This is a genomic window from Aurantimonas marina (assembly GCF_017183135.1).
GTDB lineage: Bacteria > Pseudomonadota > Alphaproteobacteria > Rhizobiales > Rhizobiaceae > Aurantimonas > Aurantimonas marina.
This window is the reverse complement of the sequence record NZ_JADDXW010000011.1, coordinates 54351-72252: the sequence shown is the minus strand read 5'-3', so window position 1 is coordinate 72252 and position 17902 is coordinate 54351. Positions and strand designations below refer to the sequence as shown.

Sequence of the window (17902 nt, the reverse complement as noted above, 5' to 3'; positions counted from 1 at the left end):
GGTCAGAAGCCTCCGCTGCGGTACGACTGGAGCGTGAGCAGCAGATTCCCGTCGATCCCGGCGCTCGATGAGCCGAATAGCGCAAGGGCAGGACTTGTAACCTGTGCCGAAGTTTCTGTCGTGTCGTACATCGCCGTGAAGCGCGTCAGCAGCTTTTGCAGCTTCTCCGGATCCTTCAGGTCCTCGATGTCCAACCGCTGTTCATAGAAGGCCGCCTGTTTGTCGATACCCAGCGCGCCGATCTCGGTGGGAATGCCGAAGGCAACCTGGACGACCTTCATCAAGGCGGTGTCGGCGAGGATGGAAAACGTCGTGGTGATTGTCGGTGCGGCGCGTTCGAAATACAGGGCAAGCCGTGCGCCTTCGCTCTCGGTGCCGGTGTCCTCCTCGAGCGTCTGGCGGATATACTTGTCGACGACGCCCTGTTGGGCCCGGTCGAAAGCCATGGCGGTCTTATCGTGGCGCGCGAAATTGAAGGTTTCGGCGAAGTCCTTGTAGCGGCTGTCGGTCAGCTTGTTGGCAAAGCTCTCCTTGTCGTCGATGCCTTCGACCAGAACCTTGCGCATGAACGCCTTGGCGTAGGTCATGTCCTCGAGCCCGAAGGCCTTCATGGCATAGTTATAGACGCGATCGTTGGAGAGGAAGTCCTCGACAGTCTTGATCGAGGAGACTGCCTCTAGATAGCGTTCGGTCGCGCGTTCGACCGTCGGCTGCTTCGCCGTGCGATCGAGAGCCGCCGGAAGATCGCGACGTATGAGTTCGAAACTGGTCGTTGCACCCAGCATGGCAGCGCCTTCCGGTAGAGTTATTTCAAGCGGCCTGAAAATCGGGCAGCTTGCTTGCGTCAGGCTGTTCGGCGAGATCGAACGGGTTTTCCCGACCGCGCCGACCCTTCGGCAAGGCTCGCACAAGCGGGCCTTCCTACCGGTGAAACTCGAAAATTGGGAAATCGGGGGCCCGCATGGGTATTCTGCTTGGGCTGGCCGTGACGTTGGGCTGTCTGTTGGGTGGCTTCGTCGCGATGGGCGGACATTTGGCGGTTCTTGTCCAGCCGTTCGAATACGTGATCATTCTGGGTTCATCGATCGGCACCTTCCTTGTTGCCAATCCGACCAAGGTCGTGAAGGATACCGGCAAGGCGGTCATGGAGGCTTTCAAGAACAAAGTTCCGAAGCCGAACGATTATTTGAACGTCCTCGGACTCTTGCATCAGCTGATGCGTGAGATGCGGTCGAAATCGCGCAGCGAGGTCGAGGCGCACATCGACGACCCGAAGGAATCGACGATCTTCCAAGCGTATCCGGACGTTCTCAAAGACGACCCCATGACCAGCTTCATTTGCGACTATTGTCGGCTGATCATCATCGGCAATGCGCGGCCACACGAGATCGAGTCGCTCATGGAGGAAGAGATCCAGACGATCGCCCACGATCAATTGAAGCCCAAGCACGCGCTTCAGGACATGGCTGACGGTCTTCCCGCCCTCGGCATCGTCGCGGCCGTCCTCGGGGTGATCAAGGCCATGGGCGCCCTGGACCAGTCTCCGGAGATTCTCGGTGGCCTGATCGGGGCGGCACTTGTGGGGACCTTTGCGGGCATCTTCTTTTCCTACGGCGTGGTTGGCCCAATCGCCACCAAGGTGAAGGGGGTGCGCGACAAGAAGTGCCGGATGTTCACTATCGTGAAATCGACCCTCATCGCCTATATGAACGGCGCGATGCCGCAGGTGGCGCTCGAATATGGACGCAAGACGATCTCTGCCTATGACCGTCCCACGATCGATCAGGTCGAAAATGAAACCATCGGCGGCGGATCGGCGGCCTGATCCATGAGCCAGACCGTTCCCCAGCCGGATTCGGCCAATATCGGCGAACGACTTCGCAGTGCGGCCGAGGTCGAGCCGCGCAATCTCCCGCGCCTCACTCATATGGGCGAGGCGTGGGCGGAAGCGGCTATTGCCAGGCTGGGCGCTATCGCCGGCGCACCGTTCGACTTCCTATTGATTGAGGTCGATACGGACTTCGCACCCGACGCCGAAAGCACTGATGCAGCAGCGAGTCTCTTCGCATTGTTGTCTTCGCCGCGTTTTCGAACGCCGGGCTATGTCGCCGCCAAGCGCTCCGGCCTGGATGCGCTCATCGCGGCCTTCTTCGCGGCGGAGCCCTCCAGTACAGGTGACGTCCCGCGTGGACCAACCGACCTCGATCGCGGTGTCGTCAAGCTCGCCCTTGCGGCCGCGGCCGAAGCCGCGGGCCCGGTGTTCGAGCCCATTGCTGATCTCAAGCTCGCTGTCGGTGATCTGATCGATCCTCCCCTGCTGGTCGAAGAACTCGGTGAGGCGAGCGACCGCTTCGTGTTGTTTCGGTTCGAGTTGCGCGCCGCGGGGATTGCCGCGCCTCTCGCCTTCGCCTTTCCAGCCAGTTTCCTGGCGCCGCATCGGCGCTTCCTCCGCACGCTGCCGGAGGCGCCCCAGCGCGACCGCGACGAAAACTGGTCCGAGGCGATCAAGGCGAGCTTTGCCCAGAGCGATCTACGACTCGAGGCGGTGCTCTCCAAGAAGAAGGTTCCGCTTAGGACGATCGCCGGCTTCAAGGTGGGCGACACAATTCCGCTGGAGATCGGCGCCAACAGCCTGATCGCCGTCGCATGTGAAAACCGGCCGCTGTTTCGCGCGCGCATGGGGCGCTCGCGGGAAACCTACGTCTTGCGGATTGAAGAACGGATCGATCCCGCCGAGGAGTTCATCGATGACATCCTACCTGACTGATATCATATTAATGATGGCGCTCGTGGTGACGGCGCTCAGAAGTGGGCGCATGTATCGCGAGCTTCGTATCTTGCGGTCGTCGGAAAACGCCCTCGGCGCCGCGCTCGCAGAAGCCGACCGCTCGATCAATCGAGCTGCGGAGGCGGTGGTCGTTCTCAAGCACGAGGGTGTCCAGACCCTCCGTGCGCTCGAGGCGCAGATCATCGAAGCGAAAGAGACCACCGAGCGTCTTGAATTGCTTGTCGCGAAGGCCGATTGGCATGCTAAAGGCCATGGTCAGGCGGCGCGATCTGAGTGTGCGCCGGCGGCGACCGCGAACGAGTGCGGCGACGGTCCGGGCCGACACAGGCTTCGCGCCAGTCTGGCTCGCTAATCCGGTTACGAGCCCCCAGTCGGCGATGCAGTGCCGCGGCATGACCCGCCCGAAGGAAGCCGGAAGATGGACGACTCCATGAACGAATTTAATGATGCTCCCGATGAAGACGTCGACGCAGGCCTCGGCGTCGGCGCGTCAACAGGCACCGACCGGCTCGATCTCGACCTGGTGATGGATGTCCCGGTAACGATGCACGTTGTCCTCGGCTCCACGACCATGACCGTCGCGGATATTCTCAACCTCGGCCGCGGCACCATCGTCAAGCTCAATACCAAGGTCGGCGATCCGGTGGATGTCATCGTCAACGACAGGGTCGTCGCCCGCGGCGAGATCGTCGTGCTCGACAATGAGGACCAGCGCTTCGGCGTCACGCTGACGGAGGTCGCCAAACCTGGCGAGCGACTTCAGTCGAAAAACCAGCGAGCCGCTTGATCTGTCATGTCGATGGTCGCCGCCTATCATGATGATGGCCCGGAACTGCCGAAATGTGGCAGCGCTCGAGCAGCGATTCTGCTGATCGCTCTCGGCGCGCCGGGCGCCGAGCGGGTTCTCAAGCATTTGTCGCCGGACGAGATCAAGCGGTTGAATGAAAGCGCCGCCAGCCTCGAGGCGATCGAGTCCGAGCAGATCGATGAACTGGTCGACGCCTTCCAGGAGGCGTTCAAGAAGTCACCAGGCCTCGATGGTCCGGCGCGACAGATGACGGAGCTCCTGCAGAGCGCGCTCTCCGAGGAGGAGTTCGCATCCATTTTCATGTCCGGGGAGGACGGTTCTTCGGTCGACTGGAGCGAGCAGAGCGGTCGCAGCATTTGGGATGCGGTCGCCAACATGGAGGGGAACATCCTCGCTCCGAAGTTGGCGAAGGAACACCCCCAGGTAGTCGCCATTCTTCTTTCGAAGGTTCCGGCCGACACGGCATCGATCATCGTGCGCGAATTCCAGCCGGCGTTCCGCAACGACGTCATGCGCCGGATGCTGTCGCTGAAACAACTGTCGGATCCGGTCGTGGCGCTGTTCGAGCGACATGTGCGGCATGCCTATCTCGGGGCCTCGGACAGCCCGTCGAAAGCTGGCACGCATGCAATTCTCGCAGATATCGTCAACCGCCTCGACAAGAGCCAGTCGGACGAATTGATCGATACGATCCGGGCGGTCCAGCCGCGCGAAGCGGAAACACTGCTGAAACTTCTGTTCGTCTTTGAGGATTTGCCGAACCTGCCGCAGAAGTCCCGCCTGACATTGTTCGACGCTGTACCGACCGAGGTCGTGATTCTAGCGCTCCGTGGTGTCGAAGGGGAACTGCGGGAAACCGCACTGGCCGCGCTCGGCGCCCGCGCCCGTCGCATGGTCGAATCGGAACTCGCGCAGGTGGTCGATGTCCAGGCGAGCGAGATCGAGGGTGCCCGCCGACGTATAGCAAATGAGGCTCTGCGGCTTTCCGGCGAGGGTAAAATACAATTGCGTGCGCCCGAAGAAACCCCGTGATCTCGGCGTGGGGTATCCTGTGCGGAGAAGAGTGGCGTCCAGCATGCCGGTGATAATTCGTGCCGCAGCGATGTGTTCATCGAACGTCAATGGGTTTGAGGGTTTAATCCACCGTGTCGGATAGCGAGGACAAATCCTCAAAAACGGAAGAACCGACCGAGAAGAAGATCAACGACACGATCGAGAAGGGCAATCTTCCGGTCTCGCGCGAGGCGCCGATTCTGGCGTCCCTTCTGGCCGCAATGGCCTTTATCGCGTTTCAGGTCCGCGATGGTGCGGGCCATCTGCTTCTCGTACTCAAGACGACGTTCGAAAACCCCCTGCAATGGGATCTGAATACGAGTGCCGATGCCCTACACGTCCTCCATATGCTGGCTCTCGAAGGTGCCCGGTTCGTTCTGCCCGCGGCCGTCTTCTTCGTCATCGGAGGGGTTGTCTCGTCGGTTCTCCAAAACGCACCGCAGATCAATTTCGAACGAATCCGGCCGAAGGCGTCTCATATTTCGCTGTCGGCCGGGTTCAAGCGGATTTTTGGTCTGCGTGGGCTGACGGAGTTCGGCAAGTCTGTGTTCAAGTTTCTCACCATCGGCGTAGTCGTCGGCACGCTGCTCATGTCGGGTTTCCCGACGATGATGCGCACCATGTTCGCAGATCCGGTGCTGGTGCCAGAACTCATTCTCGAACTGGCGATGACGCTTCTCTCCGGCGTCTCGATCGCGACGATCGTGCTCGTCGCCGCCGATCTCGCCATGAGCCGCATCCACTGGCGGCGCGACCTCAGGATGTCGAAGCAGGAGATCAAGGACGAAAACAAGCAGGCCGAGGGCGATCCGATGGTCAAGGGTCGGCAGCGTCAGATCGCCCGCGACCGGGTGCGACGGCGCATGATGACGGACGTGCCCTTCGCGACGCTCGTGATCGCCAACCCGACCCATTACGCGATCGCGCTGCGATACGTTCGTGAGGAGGGTGGCGCGCCGATGGTGGTTGCCAAGGGCACTGACCTGATTGCCCTGAAGATCCGGGAAATCGCCGAGGCCAATGACGTGCCGGTTATCGAAGACAAGCTATTGGCAAGGTCAATGTACGATCATGTCGAGATCGATCAGATGATTCCGCCGCAATTCTTCAAGGCGATCGCGGAACTTATCTATTTCCTTCACTCCCGAACGGGCTCGAAGGTGGGAGTCGCTACCGCGTAGCCATGCTCGATATCCGCAAACACAACACGCTGTCGCGCGAGCGGGCGCTTGCCGACGGCATCAAGGAAGTCGTCGCCGAACTTCGTCTGGTGGACGTAGTCGACTACATCGCCTTTCTGCGCCTCGAACGTTACGGCAACATTGCGGATATCGTGACGTCCTCGGCGGAGCTGTATCTGAAGCCGGGTGTGCTGCGCTTTGCTAATTCCGGCGACGTGCGTCTCAACTGGGGGGGCGTGCCGATCATCTCGCTTGCCCTCGAGTTCAAACATGCCGGCGTGACAGCCCATTTCCAGCTTGAGCTGGGGGCCTCGGCGGCGGCCGTGGATATCACCTACATCGCCTTCGACGACGCCGATGAGATGACCGACGGGGGCACCGAGGAGTTGCGCCAGGCGATCCTCGATGCGCATTTGCAAGAGCCTAGCTCCCCACCGGATTCGTGACACGACCGACTCGTCGGTTGCCGCGATCGCGTCGGAAGATGGTCTCCGCATCATCGGATGCAAACCCTCTGTGGCGGCGACCCCTTTGGCCGCTGAGGCCTTTTAATGCCGTCACGTCCGTTCCTTCCCAAACGGTTATCACCGCAAGGGCAAGCTTCGGACAAGCGCTCCCCCCTAGACCATGACTCTCAAGAGCATTGGCGCGAGATGTCATGGAACAGGTCTATCTTTTTGGAATCGCTTCGCAGCGCACCGCGTGGCTGGCCACGCGCCAGACGCTGGTGGCCGAGAACGTCGCCAATGCGAATACGCCTGGCTACCAGGCCAAGGATCTGGCGTCCTTCAGCGAGGTTCTGGCTTCGACACGCCTCGATCTCGCGAGCTCTAGCAACATGCATATGGCCTCGCTCGGCGGCACCGGTGACAGCCAGGATGTCGTCACCGAGACGCCTTGGGACGTCACCCATTCCGGCAATTCCGTGAGCCTCGAGCAGGAGATGCTCAAGGCCGGCGAGATTTCTCGGGCGTATTCTCTCGATACGTCGGTCGTGAAGGCATTTCATCGCCTGCTCGTCATGTCCGTGAAGGGATAATCCGCATGTCCGATCCGCTTCTTTCCCCACTCAAGATCGCGGCCAGCGGCCTTCAGGCGCAATCCACGCGCATGCGCGTGGTCTCCGAAAATATTGCCAATGCCCAAACCACCGGGTCGACGCCCGGCAGTGACCCGTATCAGCGCAAGACGGTCACCTTTCAGGGAGAAATGGATCGGATCACCGGTGCCGATATGGTCCGCGTCGCGGGAATCGGGACGGATGAAACTCCCTTTGTCCTCGAGCACGACCCCGGTAATCCGGCGGCCAACGCCGAGGGTTACGTAAAGATGCCGAACGTGCGGATGCTGGTCGAAATGGCCGACATGCGCGAGGCGAACCGTTCCTACGAAGCCAACATCCAAGTGGTGAAGCAGGCGCGGGAAATTATCAACATGACCATCGATCTTCTGAGGAGTTGACCATGATCCCTTCGATTGGAGCCACCTTTCCGAGCATCGGGACCAGCGCGGTCGGCAGTGCATTCTCCCCGGCAGGACCCGCTCAGGCAGCCGCCGGAGCGGACTTCAGCGCAGTTCTGTCGCAAATCGCCAGCGATGCCGTCGCCACGGTCAAATCCGCCGAAGCGACGTCGATCAAAGGGATTAATGGCGAGGCGACGACGCAGTCCGTGGTCGAATCCGTCATGGCCGCCGAACGCACACTCCAGACGGCTGTTTCCATCCGCGACAAGGCGGTTAGCGCCTATCTCGAATTGTCCCGCATGGCGATCTGAAGCGGCGCGGCCCTCTTATTCGCCCTTCGAATATTGCTTTTCCGGCGATCCAGGAACTGGAATGCCGATCTATCTTCCTGAAGGAGCCACCCGATGCGAGCCCTTGCGATCGCCGCCACCGGCATGAACGCCCAGCAGACCAATGTTGAAGTCATCGCCAATAACATTGCGAACATCAACACGACCGGTTTCAAGCGCGCCCGCGCTGAGTTCACTGATCTGCTCTACCAGGTGGAGCGTATGCAGGGCGTCCCCGCGCGGGGCGGCCAGGGCGTAGTGCCGGAAGGCGCTCAGCTGGGACTCGGCGTGCGCTTGGCGGCGATCCGCAACATCAACCTTCAGGGTACGCTTAACCAGACCGGCAACAAGCTCGATCTGGCCTTGAACGGCCTGGGGTGGTTTCAGGTGGAAGGTCCGGGTGGGGAAATTCTCTACACCCGCGACGGCGCCTTCAATACCAATGGCGAGGGTCAGCTTGTCACACTTGACGGCTACCGCGTCGAGCCGGCCATCACCGTGCCGCAGAACGCGACAGAAGTGATCGTCAATCAGAGCGGCCAGGTTTTCGCCCAGGTCGACGGCCAGGCCGATGCGCAGGAGATCGGCCAGTTGACGATCGCAACTTTCGCAAACGATGCCGGGTTGGCGGCACAGGGCGGCAACCTGTTCAAGGAGACCATCGCATCGGGAGGGCCGACCGCCGGCGTTCCGGGGGATCCGGGCATGGCCGTGGTTCATCAGGGCTACCTGGAGGATTCCAACGTCGATCCCGTCAAGGAGATATCGCAGCTCATTTCCGCCCAGCGGGCTTACGAAATGAACTCGAAGGTGATTTCAGCGGCCGACGAGATGGCAAGCGTCGTCACCAAGGGACTCCGTTAGTCCATGAGCGGCGTCGCAACCATTCCCCGGCCTCTGCCATTCAGCCTCGCGGCGGCCGCCGGTCTCGCGGCACTCCTGGTCCCAGTCCAAAGTCTGGCGGCCGAACTCGAACTCCCGGTTCCGGCGGCCGTCGTCTATCCGGGCCAGAGCGTTGCCGACCGGGGCGTTGCCTACAAGGCCTATATCGTCAAGGACGAGAAGCTTCCGCTCTACGTCATCGAGGACGAAATGCTTGCGGGGCAGGTGGCGCGTCGCACCCTTTTGCCGGGCAAGCCGATCCTTCTGTCGGATCTCAAGACGCCCGACCTGGTGCGGGCGGGCGCGGCCGTGACGCTGGTCTTCCGCGAAGGAGGACTGGTCATCACAGGGCTCGGCACGGCGCTGCGTTCGGCCGCTGAAGGCGAGGTCGTACGTGTCCGCAATGCCGACAGTGGCGTCATCGTCTCGGGCATCGTCGAAGCCAACGGCAGCGTCCGGATCCGCGGATGATCGTGCGGCTGCTCCTCGGGGTCCTCCTCATCGCCGCGAGCCTTCAGGCCGCGTCGGCGGCTGACTATAGCGGCGCCGGCGGCCAAGCTGTGGCAAAGCTCCAGCCTGTCCGCGGCAATCCGGCCGACGCGGCCGGCACCGTCCGCATCAAGGACATCGTCAATATTCGCGGCGTGCGGGCCAACCAGCTCGTCGGTTACGGCCTCGTGATCGGCCTTCAGGGGACCGGCGATTCCATGCGCAATGCGCCATTCACCGAGCAGTCAATGCAGTCCATGCTCGATCGGATGGGCGTCAATATCCGGTCCCAGTCCTCGCGCAGCAAGAATGTCGCTGCGGTTACCGTGACCGCTGAACTGCCGGCTTTCATCGGCACCGGCTCGCGCATCGATGTCACCGTGTCCTCGCTCGGCGATGCCTCGTCTCTGATGGGCGGTACGCTGGTGATGACGCCGCTGTATGGCGCTGACGGTGAGATCTACGCGGTCGCGCAAGGCCCGCTAGCGGTGAGCGGCTTTTCCACTCAGGGCGAGAGCGAGAGCCTGACCCAGGGCGTGCCGACCACCGGCCGGATTGCGAACGGCGCACTTGTCGAGCGAGAGGTGCCTGGCGCCTTCAACGATGACGGCCGACTGGCGATCGAGCTGTTCAATCCGGATTTCAAGACCGCGATCCGCGTCGTCGACATCGTCAACAACTATGCCGTCAATCGCTGGGGGGCGGCCGTCGCGCAGGAAGAGGACTTCCGCACGATCCATCTCAAGCGGCCCGCAAAGGTGTCGAGCACCCGATTTATTGCCGAAATCGGTGATCTCAGGATCGCGCCCGATCAGGCGGCCCGGGTCGTCATCGACGAGCGGACCGGCACGGTTGTCATCGGCAGAGACGTGCAGATATCCACCGTTGCGCTGACCCATGGCAATCTGACCGTCAGGGTCAGCGAACTGCCGGCCGTCTCGCAGCCTGAGCCCTTCTCAAAGGGCCAGACCGTGGTGACCTCCGAAACCATCGTCAATGCCCAGCAGGACGGTGGATCCTTCGCCCTGGTGGGGGGCGCCGATCTGGAGTCCGTGGTTCGCGGTCTCAACGGTATCGGACTGAAGCCAACGGGGATCATCGCGATCCTGCAGGGGATCAAGACGGCCGGTGCCCTACAGGCCGAACTCGTGGTGCAATGATGATTCAGACTTTCATGCGAACGGGACGACGCGCCGCCTGGCTCGTCGCTTTCGCCCCCACGCTGGCGCCGATCGGCTTCGCGCACGCGGCCGGAGCGCCCGACATCCCGCCCCAGGAAATCCGGATTATCGGGGAAAGCGGTGAGGTCGCTCGGCGCAAGCCCGCAAGCGAGGTCGAAGCCTATTGTCTCAACATCGCTGACAAGGCCCAGGACGCGCGCTACGCTTTGGAGCAGAAACAACTGACCGAACTCGAAACCGAGATCGGCAAGCAGATCGACGCGCTCGAGGCGAAGCGCAAGGATTATCAGGAATGGTTGGAGGAGCGGAACCGCTTCCTCGACAGCGCATCCACGATCATCGTCGACATCTACGCGAAGATGAAGCCTGACGCCGCGGCGGCCCAACTCGCCAAGCTCGAACTCGACGCCGCCGCTTCCGTGATCGCGCGGCTGAAAGCGCGCCAGGCGAGCGACATCCTCAGTGCAATGCCGCCTGCGACCGCCGCCGAAATCGCCAACCGAATTGTCGAAAAGACTTCTGCCGGCGGTTCGGTGGAAGAGAAGCAGGTCGCGGAGAGCAAATCGTGAGAGCCCTTGCAATGATTGCGCTCGCCGTCCTGGCAGGCTGCTCCACCACGCGCGAGGACGCGTTTCGCGAGCCGGCCCTGTCGCCGGTCGGCGCCGGGCTCTACGAGAATCCACCCATCGTCGCCCAGCCCGCCGCGTTCCCGGCGGCCGGACCGCGCACGCCGCATTCGTTGTGGAGTGACGAGCGCGCCGACTTCTACCAGGATCCGCGTGCGCTCGGCGTCGGCGATATCGTCACGGTGAAGATCCGCATCCGAGACCAGGCGTCGCTCGACAACAATTCGGAGCGTTCACGCAAGTCCGGTATCGACAACGGCCTCGATCTGTCCGGCAGTTTCGGCGAGTATACACTGCCAACTGTAGGAGCGACACTGGGCGCTAACGGCAAGTCCGACATGGCCGGCAAGGGCAAGATCAAGCGGTCCGAGGACATCGATCTTTCGGTCGCCGCCGTCGTCGGCCAGAAATTGCCGAACGGCAATTTGTTCATCAGCGGCCAACAGGAAATGCGGGTCAATTTCGAGGTCAGGGTCTTGTCCATCGCCGGCATCATCCGACCGCGCGACATCCTGCCGAACAACACCATCGAATATGACAAGATCGCCGAGGCGCGAATTTCCTACGGCGGACGTGGACGGATCACCGAAGTTCAGCAGCCTGGCTGGGGCCAGCAGATCTACGATATCGTCGCGCCTTACTGAGTCGTTCGGCCCAGCCGGTACGGGACGGTTCCGTTGCCGCAACGGGCGGCCGTGGCCTCCGCAAGTCTCGCGACAGCCAGACCCGATATCGCTCGGTTGTCGGCAAAGGCAACGCCATGAGGGCGCTGCCGCCGACGCGTGAGTGGAGAGGGTTCGTCGCATGACCGAGATCGGCACCTCGGGCGAAGGCAGGAAAACGCCATGAGGGGCGACGGCCTGATTCCGACCGCTGTGGCGGTGGTGATCCTGACTCTCGTCGCCGGCGGCGGCGGAGCCTTCCTCGGCAGCACGCTCGGCAAAGCCGGGGGATCGTCGGCGCAAGAGCCCGAGGCTGCTGAGACGCCGGTCGAGACGGCCGGCCAGGCCGACGACAGGGGCGACATGGACCTGGCGCTGGCCGAGCACGAGGAGACGCCGCTCCGCCTGATTCCGCTGAAGCCGGTCCTCACCAACATCTATGCTCCCCCGCGGACCTGGCTTCGCATCGAGGCTGCGCTGGTCCTGAAAGATGATGGCAGCGTCAACCCGGAAGTTCTCGCCGCCGAGATCGAGTCGGATACGCTGGCGTTTCTGCGCTCGGTCCAACTTGCCCAGATCGAAGGAACGCGCGGACTGCTCCATCTGCGCGAAGATCTGCGCGAACGGGCCCGTCTGCGCTCGCCGGCGGTCATCGACTATCTCATCCAGACCATGGTCGCCGAATGAGATTGTTCATCGTTTTCCTGGCCGTTCTCGTGGTCACGCCCGCTTTTGCCCAAACGCCCGATTTGTCCGGGCTGGCAGCTCTGATCCCTGCCGGGGATTCGAGCGCATCGGGGCGTATCGTGCAACTGTTCGGCATCGTCACGATTCTGTCGATCGCGCCAGGCCTACTGGTTATGGTCACATCCTTCACGCGCATCGTCATCGCGCTATCGATCCTTCGCGCCGGCATTGGCCTGCAGACGACACCGGCGAACCTCATCCTGATTTCGCTGTCGCTGTTCATGACCTTCTTCGTCATGGCGCCGACCTTCGACCGGGCCTGGAATGACGGGCTGCAACCATTGTTGAGCAATTCGATCAGCGAGGAGGACGCATTCTATCGGATCACCGATCCGTTCAAGGACTTCATGCTGACCCAGGTGCGGCCGGCGGATTTGGCACTGTTCGGAGACATTGCCGACGCGACCAGCCGCACGCGGGTCGAACCGGCAGAGCAGGGGGCCGCCGACGAGCGCGACGTCGCATTACGGATTCTGATTCCGGCCTTCATGATTTCTGAGTTGCGCCGCGGCTTCGAGATCGGCTTTCTCATCGTGCTGCCGTTCCTGGTGATCGACATGATTGTCGCCACGCTGACCATGTCGATGGGCATGATGATGCTGCCACCGACGATCATCTCGCTGCCCTTCAAGATCCTGTTCTTCATCCTCATCGACGGTTGGAACATGCTTGTCGGATCGTTGGTTCGCTCGTTTTTCTAAACGCGCCGAACCCGCCGGATGCGCCCGGTCGGACCGCTTTTTCACAATTGGTTAACGTTAAGAACCTAGGTTAACCCTCGACGGTGCCGAACATGATGACGCGGACCTTGATTCAGCAAAAAGCCCATGAAGGGCGACTGCGCCATTAAGGGTAATGTAATGACGAGTATCAACACCAACGTCGCTGCGATGACGGCCCTGCAGACGCTGCAGCAGACGAACATGGCGATGGACAGCGTCCAAAATCGGATCTCGACAGGTCTGCGCGTCGCGGAGGCCAAGGACAACGCAGCATATTGGTCGATTGCTACCGGCATGCGATCCGACAACCAGGCCATGTCAGCGGTGTCCGATTCGCTCGGCATCGGCGCGGCCACCGTCGACACCGCCTACACCGGCTTGGCCGCTGCCAAGGACGTTCTCAACGAGATCAAGGCCAAGCTGACAACCGCGACGAGTGATGGCGTCGACAGGTCCAAGGTTCAGTCAGAAATTACTGCGCTGCAGGAACAGCTGAAGACGATTTCCGATTCGGCGTCGTTCTCCGGCCAGAACTGGCTGAGCAATACGGCTGCGACCACGCAGAAGGAAATCGTTTCGTCGCTGTCTCGCGATGCCAGTGGCAAGCTCGCCGTCGGTTCGATCAAGGTCGACATCGTCAATATCCGTCTCTTCGCCGCCAATGCGGGCATCCTCGACAAGACGATCGATATCGATCAGTTCGCTGCGGCAACCGGTACTTCGACGGTCGAGGGCGGCGCGGTCACCTTCGGTGCCGACAACAGGATCTCGTTCAGCATCTCGCAGAACGGCGCCGCCGGCCGCACGGTCGAAATCACCCAGGCAACCTTGACGGCGGCCGGCCTTGCCGGCAGCACGATCAAGTCCGACGGCGACCTGTCGGCCGTCTACAAGCAGGCGCTCCAGGATGCCGGCATCCAGGGCATCGATGTGACGATTACCGCAGGCGCCCTAAGCTTCAACTCGCTTGAGAGCTTCACGGTCAGCGCCGCGACCGCTGCCGGCACGACCCCGCCGGCCGTGGCCTCCCTTGGTCTGGCGGCTGTCGATACCAACGCCGCTGCCACCGGCACCTTCTCGACGGCGGTCGACGCCATCGACATCTCGGTGGCTGGCGTCACGTCGGGACAGGTCCAGGCCTATATCCGGGTCGTCGACGAGGCGCTGTCGCAGGTCACCACCGCGGCATCCAGCCTCGGCGCCGTTCAGAACCGGGTGGAGATGCAGACGGACTTCGTCTCCAAGCTTATGGACACGATCTCCAAGGGCGTCGGCGCCCTCGTCGACGCGGACATGACCGAGGAGTCGACCCGTCTCAAGGCGCTGCAGACCCAGCAGCAGCTCGGTGTCCAGGCGCTGTCGATCGCCAACACCTCCAGCCAGGCGATTCTGCAGCTGTTCCAGGGCTGAACCGCCCCTCTCACAGCTCTATCACTGCCCGAAAGGCCGCTCCGCAAGGGGCGGCCTTTTCCGTTCGCGGCATGGTTCGATCGCTTTGTCGCTCCGGGTTGGTACTATGTCGGATTCCACGTCCGCTGGTGTTAGGTTTCATTAACTATACATCATTCCTATTGATTAACCATAAGGCGAGCGTGTTAGACTCGAAGCAGAAGAGATCGTGTTGCTTTAAGAAGCTGGAAGGAAATCGCCCGTTATATCGGAGGCATAGCGAAGTGATCGGACGGAAACCCAGATCACAGGCATGATGCCGACTCGCTATCCCGGCCAACCCGGACTGTCTCATCCCAATTTTGTATTCGCGTAACGGGAAGACACCCTATTATGACCAGCATCAACACCAACGCTTCCGCCATGACGGCTCTCCAGAGCCTCCAGATGATCAACTCCTCGCTCGACCAGACCCAGGCCCGCATCTCCACCGGCTATCGCGTCGGTGAGGCCAAGGACAACGCGGCCTACTGGTCGATCGCCACCACCATGCGGTCCGACAACCAAGCCATGTCGGCGGTGTCCGATTCGCTCGGCATCGGCGCGGCGACCGTTGATACGGCCTATACCGGCCTCACCGCCGCCAAGGACGTGCTCAACGAGATCAAGGCCAAGCTGACCACGGCAACCGGCGAAGGCGTCGACAAGGCCAAGGTTCAGTCGGAAATCACCGCGCTGCAGGAACAGCTGAAGACGATCTCGGACTCGGCATCCTTCTCCGGTCAGAATTGGCTGAGCGATACGGCCGCAACGACGCAGAAGGAAATCGTTTCCTCGCTGTCGCGTGATGCCAACGGCAGCCTGTCAGTCGGTTCGATCAAGGTCGACATCGCCAACATCCGCCTTTTCTCCGCCGATGCCGGCATTCTCGACAAGACGATCGATATCGATCAGTTCGCCGCTGCGACCGGTACGTCGACGGTCGAGACCGCCGCGGTCGCATTCGGTGCCGACAACAAGGTCTCCTTCAGCATCTCGCAGAATGGTGCCGCTGGCCGTACGGTGGAAATTACCCAGCAGACGCTGACCGACGCCGGCCTTGCCAGCAGCACGATCAAGTCTGATGGCGATCTGACGGCGGTCTACACGCAGGCTTTGAAGGACGCCGGCATTCAGGGCATCGACGTGACAATCACCGCTGGCGCGGTGAGCTTCAACTCGCTCGAGAGTTTCACGGTCAGCGCGGCGACCGCTTCCGGCACCACCCCGCCGGCTGTGGCTGATCTCGGTCTGGCAGCGGCTGACACCGTTGCTGGCGCCACCGGCACCTTCTCGACGGCAGTCAACGACATCGACATCTCGGTGGGTGGCGTGACGTCTGGACAGGTCCAGGCCTATATCAAGGTCGTCGACGAGGCGCTGTCGCAGGTCACCACCGCGGCATCCAGCCTCGGCGCCGTCCAGAACCGCATCGAGATGCAGACGAACTTCGTTTCCAAGCTCATGGACACCATCGACAAGGGTGTTGGCACGCTCGTCGACGCGGACATGACCGAAGAGTCGACCCGTCTCAAGGCGCTGCAGACGCAGCAGCAGCTCGGTGTCCAGGCGCTGTCGATCGCCAACTCCTCCAGCCAGTCGCTGCTCTCACTCTTCCGGTAAACCTCCGCCGGAAATAGATAGCAGGACATCTGAACGGGTCCGGCCTTCAAGGCCGGGCCCGTTTTCGTTTGCCGAGTCCTGCGGCAGCGCTGACTTAGTACCAACCTGCGGTCCCTATCACCGCAGGTTGGTATAACTGTCGGGCGGGACGTTAACCTTTCGTTAACCGTGGCCTCGCGCAAGCTTCGGTCGGCATGGTCCGGCCATCGCATACCGTGCCACCGGACAATCGTAGGGTTACTTCATGGCGCTCGCCATAAACGGACAAGCTCAGCAGCTTTTCAGCAATCTCTCTTCGCTCGGTCCGAGAAAGCTATCGGCTCTTGGTCTCGTTGGGTTTCTCGTCATCGCGCTCGTCGGCCTCGGCAGCTACTATCTGTCACGTCCCGACATGGAGACGCTGTATTCCGGCCTCGACCGGACCGATGTGACCCGGATCGGCGCGGCCCTGACGGAGGCTGGTATCTCCTTCGATGTCAGTGCCAAGGGAGACGCCATTCTGACGCCCTTCTCACAGACGGCTCCGGCGCGCATGCTGCTGGCCGAGAAGGGGTTGCCGCGCTCTGAAAACGCCGGCTACGAACTCTTCGACAATCTGGGCTCGATCGGCCTGACCTCCTTCATGCAGGAAATCACCCGCGTCCGGGCGCTGGAGGGTGAGATTGCCCGCACCATCCAGACGCTGAGAAATGTGCGCGCCGCGCGTGTCCACATTGTGCTGTCGGATGAGGGTTCGTTTCGGCGCGAGCAGCGCAAGCCCTCGGCCAGTGTGGTCATCCGTACCGACAACGCGGAGGATTTCGGTTCCGCCCAAGCGATTCGTTCGCTTGTCGCATCGGCTATTCCGGGAATGACGCCCGGCGAGGTAACGGTGCTCAACGCGGATGGCACGCTGCTCGCATCGGGAGACGATGCCGCCTCCGCCGCGCCCGGCAAGCTGTTCGGCATCGAGAGCACGGTTTCCAAGAGCGTCGAGGAATCGATCCGGCGCACGCTAGCGCCTTATCTTGGCATCGGCAATTTCCAGAGCAGCGTCTCGACAAGCCTCAACACCGACCGCAGACAGGTGAGCGAGCGGATTTTCGATCCGGAGAGCCGAGTGGAACGCTCCACGCGCACTATCCGTGAGACAGCGCAGAGCCAGGATTCGACCAACCAGACCCCCGTCGGTGTCGAGCAGGATGTCCGCGCGGCGGATGCCACGGCGACGGGGACGGGCGAAAGATCGGTCGACGAAAAAGATCGTCGCGAAGAGCTGACGAATTACGAGATCAACGAGAAGACGATCTCGACGACCAGCGACGGCTACGAAGTCAAGCGGTTGTCGATCGCCGTTGTGATCAATCGCCAGCGCATCATGGAAGCGATCGGCGAAAACGCGACCGATGCTCAGGTTGCCGCGCGCATCGGCGAGATCGAGGCGCTCGTCGCTTCGGCCTCGGGATTTTCCAGCGAGCGCGGCGATCAGCTGAAGGTCACCGCCGTCGACTTCCTCGATAGCGGCAGCGCGCTCGAGCCGATCCCGGCACCGGGGTTCGGCGAGATGTTCATGCGGCAGTCCGGTACGCTGATCAACGCGCTGACGATCCTGGCTGTCGCCGTGCTGCTCATCTGGTTCGGCTTGAAACCGGCGATTCGGGCGATCGTCGCAGCGCCGCCGGCAAAGGACGAGAACGAAGTCGATCCCTTCGATTCTCCCAACACCGAGCTTTTGGACAGCCTGAATTTCGACGTCGGCGCCGCACCAGCTTCCGACGATATAGCTCAGATGGTCGGGATGGACCCGGCTTATCTTGAGGATCTGAACCGCAATCAGGCGACCTCGCCAAAGGCGCGTCTCGAAAAGCTCGTCGATTTCGACGAGGTCCATGCGGCGCAGGTTCTCAAGCAGTGGATACACCAAACACAGGCGGCGTAAC

Annotated in this window: 21 protein-coding genes; 20 read left to right on the top strand and 1 reads right to left on the bottom strand. The window is 61.7% G+C overall.

Going from position 1 to position 17902, the window contains the following annotated elements:
- Nucleotides 1-2: 2 nt before the first annotated feature.
- On the bottom strand, nucleotides 3-785 hold the full coding sequence (locus tag ING15_RS13380; RefSeq protein ID WP_206455325.1) for a DUF1217 domain-containing protein: 783 nt from the start codon (nucleotides 783-785) through the stop codon (nucleotides 3-5).
- A 176-nt stretch (nucleotides 786-961) separates the two neighbouring features.
- Between ING15_RS13380 and motA the strand changes: the two genes are divergently transcribed.
- The 20 genes from motA (at nucleotide 962) to fliF (ending at nucleotide 17901) form a co-directional block, all read left to right on the top strand.
- A complete protein-coding gene (motA, locus tag ING15_RS13375) occupies nucleotides 962-1825 on the top strand; it encodes a flagellar motor stator protein MotA (protein ID WP_206455324.1) in 864 nt (287 codons plus the stop codon).
- A 3-nt stretch (nucleotides 1826-1828) separates the two neighbouring features.
- Entirely contained in the window at nucleotides 1829-2767 is a 939-nt protein-coding gene (locus ING15_RS13370; protein WP_206455323.1) for a FliM/FliN family flagellar motor switch protein, read from the top strand.
- Nucleotides 2748-3140 (top strand): hypothetical protein, encoded by a 393-nt coding sequence (locus ING15_RS13365; protein WP_206455322.1) that lies wholly within the window; start codon nucleotides 2748-2750, stop codon nucleotides 3138-3140. The genes ING15_RS13370 and ING15_RS13365 overlap by 20 nt, the downstream gene beginning before the upstream one ends.
- Nucleotides 3141-3218: 78 nt before the next feature.
- Nucleotides 3219-3575, top strand: coding sequence for a flagellar motor switch protein FliN (fliN, locus tag ING15_RS13360; protein ID WP_206455321.1), 357 nt, complete (start codon nucleotides 3219-3221; stop codon nucleotides 3573-3575).
- A gap of 6 nt (nucleotides 3576-3581) precedes the next feature.
- Entirely contained in the window at nucleotides 3582-4628 is a 1047-nt protein-coding gene (locus ING15_RS13355) for a FliG C-terminal domain-containing protein (protein WP_206455320.1), read from the top strand.
- A 113-nt stretch (nucleotides 4629-4741) separates the two neighbouring features.
- Nucleotides 4742-5830: a flagellar biosynthesis protein FlhB gene (flhB, locus tag ING15_RS13350; RefSeq protein ID WP_206455319.1), complete on the top strand. Its 1089-nt coding sequence runs from the start codon at nucleotides 4742-4744 to the stop codon at nucleotides 5828-5830.
- Nucleotides 5831-5832: 2 nt separating this feature from the next.
- Complete coding sequence (locus ING15_RS13345) at nucleotides 5833-6276, top strand: hypothetical protein (protein WP_206455318.1); 444 nt, start codon at nucleotides 5833-5835, stop codon at nucleotides 6274-6276.
- Nucleotides 6277-6488: 212 nt separating this feature from the next.
- Nucleotides 6489-6869 carry a flagellar basal body rod protein FlgB gene (gene flgB, locus ING15_RS13340; protein WP_206455317.1) on the top strand — a complete coding sequence of 127 codons (381 nt, stop codon included), beginning with the start codon at nucleotides 6489-6491 and terminating at the stop codon, nucleotides 6867-6869.
- A gap of 5 nt (nucleotides 6870-6874) precedes the next feature.
- Nucleotides 6875-7291, top strand: coding sequence for a flagellar basal body rod protein FlgC (flgC, locus tag ING15_RS13335; RefSeq protein ID WP_206455316.1), 417 nt, complete (start codon nucleotides 6875-6877; stop codon nucleotides 7289-7291).
- 2 nt (nucleotides 7292-7293) lie between these two features.
- Nucleotides 7294-7605 (top strand): flagellar hook-basal body complex protein FliE, encoded by a 312-nt coding sequence (locus ING15_RS13330; RefSeq protein ID WP_206455315.1) that lies wholly within the window; start codon nucleotides 7294-7296, stop codon nucleotides 7603-7605.
- Nucleotides 7606-7698: 93 nt separating this feature from the next.
- Nucleotides 7699-8487 carry a flagellar basal-body rod protein FlgG gene (gene flgG, locus ING15_RS13325; protein ID WP_206455314.1) on the top strand — a complete coding sequence of 263 codons (789 nt, stop codon included), beginning with the start codon at nucleotides 7699-7701 and terminating at the stop codon, nucleotides 8485-8487.
- Between the two features lie 3 nt (nucleotides 8488-8490).
- Nucleotides 8491-8976, top strand: a complete 486-nt coding sequence (gene flgA / locus ING15_RS13320; RefSeq protein ID WP_206455313.1) for a flagellar basal body P-ring formation chaperone FlgA — start codon at nucleotides 8491-8493, stop codon at nucleotides 8974-8976.
- Complete coding sequence (gene flgI / locus ING15_RS13315) at nucleotides 8973-10154, top strand: flagellar basal body P-ring protein FlgI (protein ID WP_206455312.1); 1182 nt, start codon at nucleotides 8973-8975, stop codon at nucleotides 10152-10154. The genes flgA and flgI overlap by 4 nt, the downstream gene beginning before the upstream one ends.
- A 14-nt stretch (nucleotides 10155-10168) precedes the next feature.
- The gene (locus ING15_RS13310) at nucleotides 10169-10744 is read left to right on the top strand and encodes a MotE family protein (RefSeq protein WP_206455311.1); all 576 of its coding nucleotides are present in this window, start codon (nucleotides 10169-10171) and stop codon (nucleotides 10742-10744) included.
- Nucleotides 10745-10755: 11 nt separating this feature from the next.
- The gene (gene flgH, locus ING15_RS13305; RefSeq protein ID WP_210348894.1) at nucleotides 10756-11445 is read left to right on the top strand and encodes a flagellar basal body L-ring protein FlgH; all 690 of its coding nucleotides are present in this window, start codon (nucleotides 10756-10758) and stop codon (nucleotides 11443-11445) included.
- A gap of 201 nt (nucleotides 11446-11646) precedes the next feature.
- Entirely contained in the window at nucleotides 11647-12150 is a 504-nt protein-coding gene (locus ING15_RS13300; protein ID WP_206455309.1) for a flagellar basal body-associated FliL family protein, read from the top strand.
- Nucleotides 12147-12911, top strand: coding sequence for a flagellar type III secretion system pore protein FliP (gene fliP, locus ING15_RS13295; protein WP_206455308.1), 765 nt, complete (start codon nucleotides 12147-12149; stop codon nucleotides 12909-12911). The genes ING15_RS13300 and fliP overlap by 4 nt, the downstream gene beginning before the upstream one ends.
- 159 nt (nucleotides 12912-13070) lie before the next feature.
- Nucleotides 13071-14342 carry a flagellin N-terminal helical domain-containing protein gene (locus ING15_RS13290; RefSeq protein WP_206455307.1) on the top strand — a complete coding sequence of 424 codons (1272 nt, stop codon included), beginning with the start codon at nucleotides 13071-13073 and terminating at the stop codon, nucleotides 14340-14342.
- A gap of 372 nt (nucleotides 14343-14714) precedes the next feature.
- Nucleotides 14715-15983 carry a flagellin N-terminal helical domain-containing protein gene (locus tag ING15_RS13285; protein ID WP_206455306.1) on the top strand — a complete coding sequence of 423 codons (1269 nt, stop codon included), beginning with the start codon at nucleotides 14715-14717 and terminating at the stop codon, nucleotides 15981-15983.
- A gap of 244 nt (nucleotides 15984-16227) precedes the next feature.
- Nucleotides 16228-17901, top strand: coding sequence for a flagellar basal-body MS-ring/collar protein FliF (fliF, locus tag ING15_RS13280; protein WP_206455305.1), 1674 nt, complete (start codon nucleotides 16228-16230; stop codon nucleotides 17899-17901).
- The last annotated feature ends 1 nt before the right edge of the window (nucleotide 17902 follow it).

Coding starts and splice junctions, on each gene's coding strand:
- ING15_RS13380 (WP_206455325.1), bottom strand. CDS start 785: ATGCTGGGTGCAACGACCAGTTTCGAACTCATACGTCGCGATCTTCCG.
- motA (WP_206455324.1), top strand. CDS start 962: ATGGGTATTCTGCTTGGGCTGGCCGTGACGTTGGGCTGTCTGTTGGGT.
- ING15_RS13370 (WP_206455323.1), top strand. CDS start 1,829: ATGAGCCAGACCGTTCCCCAGCCGGATTCGGCCAATATCGGCGAACGA.
- ING15_RS13365 (WP_206455322.1), top strand. CDS start 2,748: ATGACATCCTACCTGACTGATATCATATTAATGATGGCGCTCGTGGTG.
- fliN (WP_206455321.1), top strand. CDS start 3,219: ATGAACGAATTTAATGATGCTCCCGATGAAGACGTCGACGCAGGCCTC.
- ING15_RS13355 (WP_206455320.1), top strand. CDS start 3,582: ATGTCGATGGTCGCCGCCTATCATGATGATGGCCCGGAACTGCCGAAA.
- ING15_RS13345 (WP_206455318.1), top strand. CDS start 5,833: ATGCTCGATATCCGCAAACACAACACGCTGTCGCGCGAGCGGGCGCTT.
- flgB (WP_206455317.1), top strand. CDS start 6,489: ATGGAACAGGTCTATCTTTTTGGAATCGCTTCGCAGCGCACCGCGTGG.
- flgC (WP_206455316.1), top strand. CDS start 6,875: ATGTCCGATCCGCTTCTTTCCCCACTCAAGATCGCGGCCAGCGGCCTT.
- ING15_RS13330 (WP_206455315.1), top strand. CDS start 7,294: ATGATCCCTTCGATTGGAGCCACCTTTCCGAGCATCGGGACCAGCGCG.
- flgG (WP_206455314.1), top strand. CDS start 7,699: ATGCGAGCCCTTGCGATCGCCGCCACCGGCATGAACGCCCAGCAGACC.
- flgA (WP_206455313.1), top strand. CDS start 8,491: ATGAGCGGCGTCGCAACCATTCCCCGGCCTCTGCCATTCAGCCTCGCG.
- flgI (WP_206455312.1), top strand. CDS start 8,973: ATGATCGTGCGGCTGCTCCTCGGGGTCCTCCTCATCGCCGCGAGCCTT.
- ING15_RS13310 (WP_206455311.1), top strand. CDS start 10,169: ATGCGAACGGGACGACGCGCCGCCTGGCTCGTCGCTTTCGCCCCCACG.
- flgH (WP_210348894.1), top strand. CDS start 10,756: ATGATTGCGCTCGCCGTCCTGGCAGGCTGCTCCACCACGCGCGAGGAC.
- ING15_RS13300 (WP_206455309.1), top strand. CDS start 11,647: ATGAGGGGCGACGGCCTGATTCCGACCGCTGTGGCGGTGGTGATCCTG.
- fliP (WP_206455308.1), top strand. CDS start 12,147: ATGAGATTGTTCATCGTTTTCCTGGCCGTTCTCGTGGTCACGCCCGCT.
- ING15_RS13290 (WP_206455307.1), top strand. CDS start 13,071: ATGACGAGTATCAACACCAACGTCGCTGCGATGACGGCCCTGCAGACG.
- ING15_RS13285 (WP_206455306.1), top strand. CDS start 14,715: ATGACCAGCATCAACACCAACGCTTCCGCCATGACGGCTCTCCAGAGC.
- fliF (WP_206455305.1), top strand. CDS start 16,228: ATGGCGCTCGCCATAAACGGACAAGCTCAGCAGCTTTTCAGCAATCTC.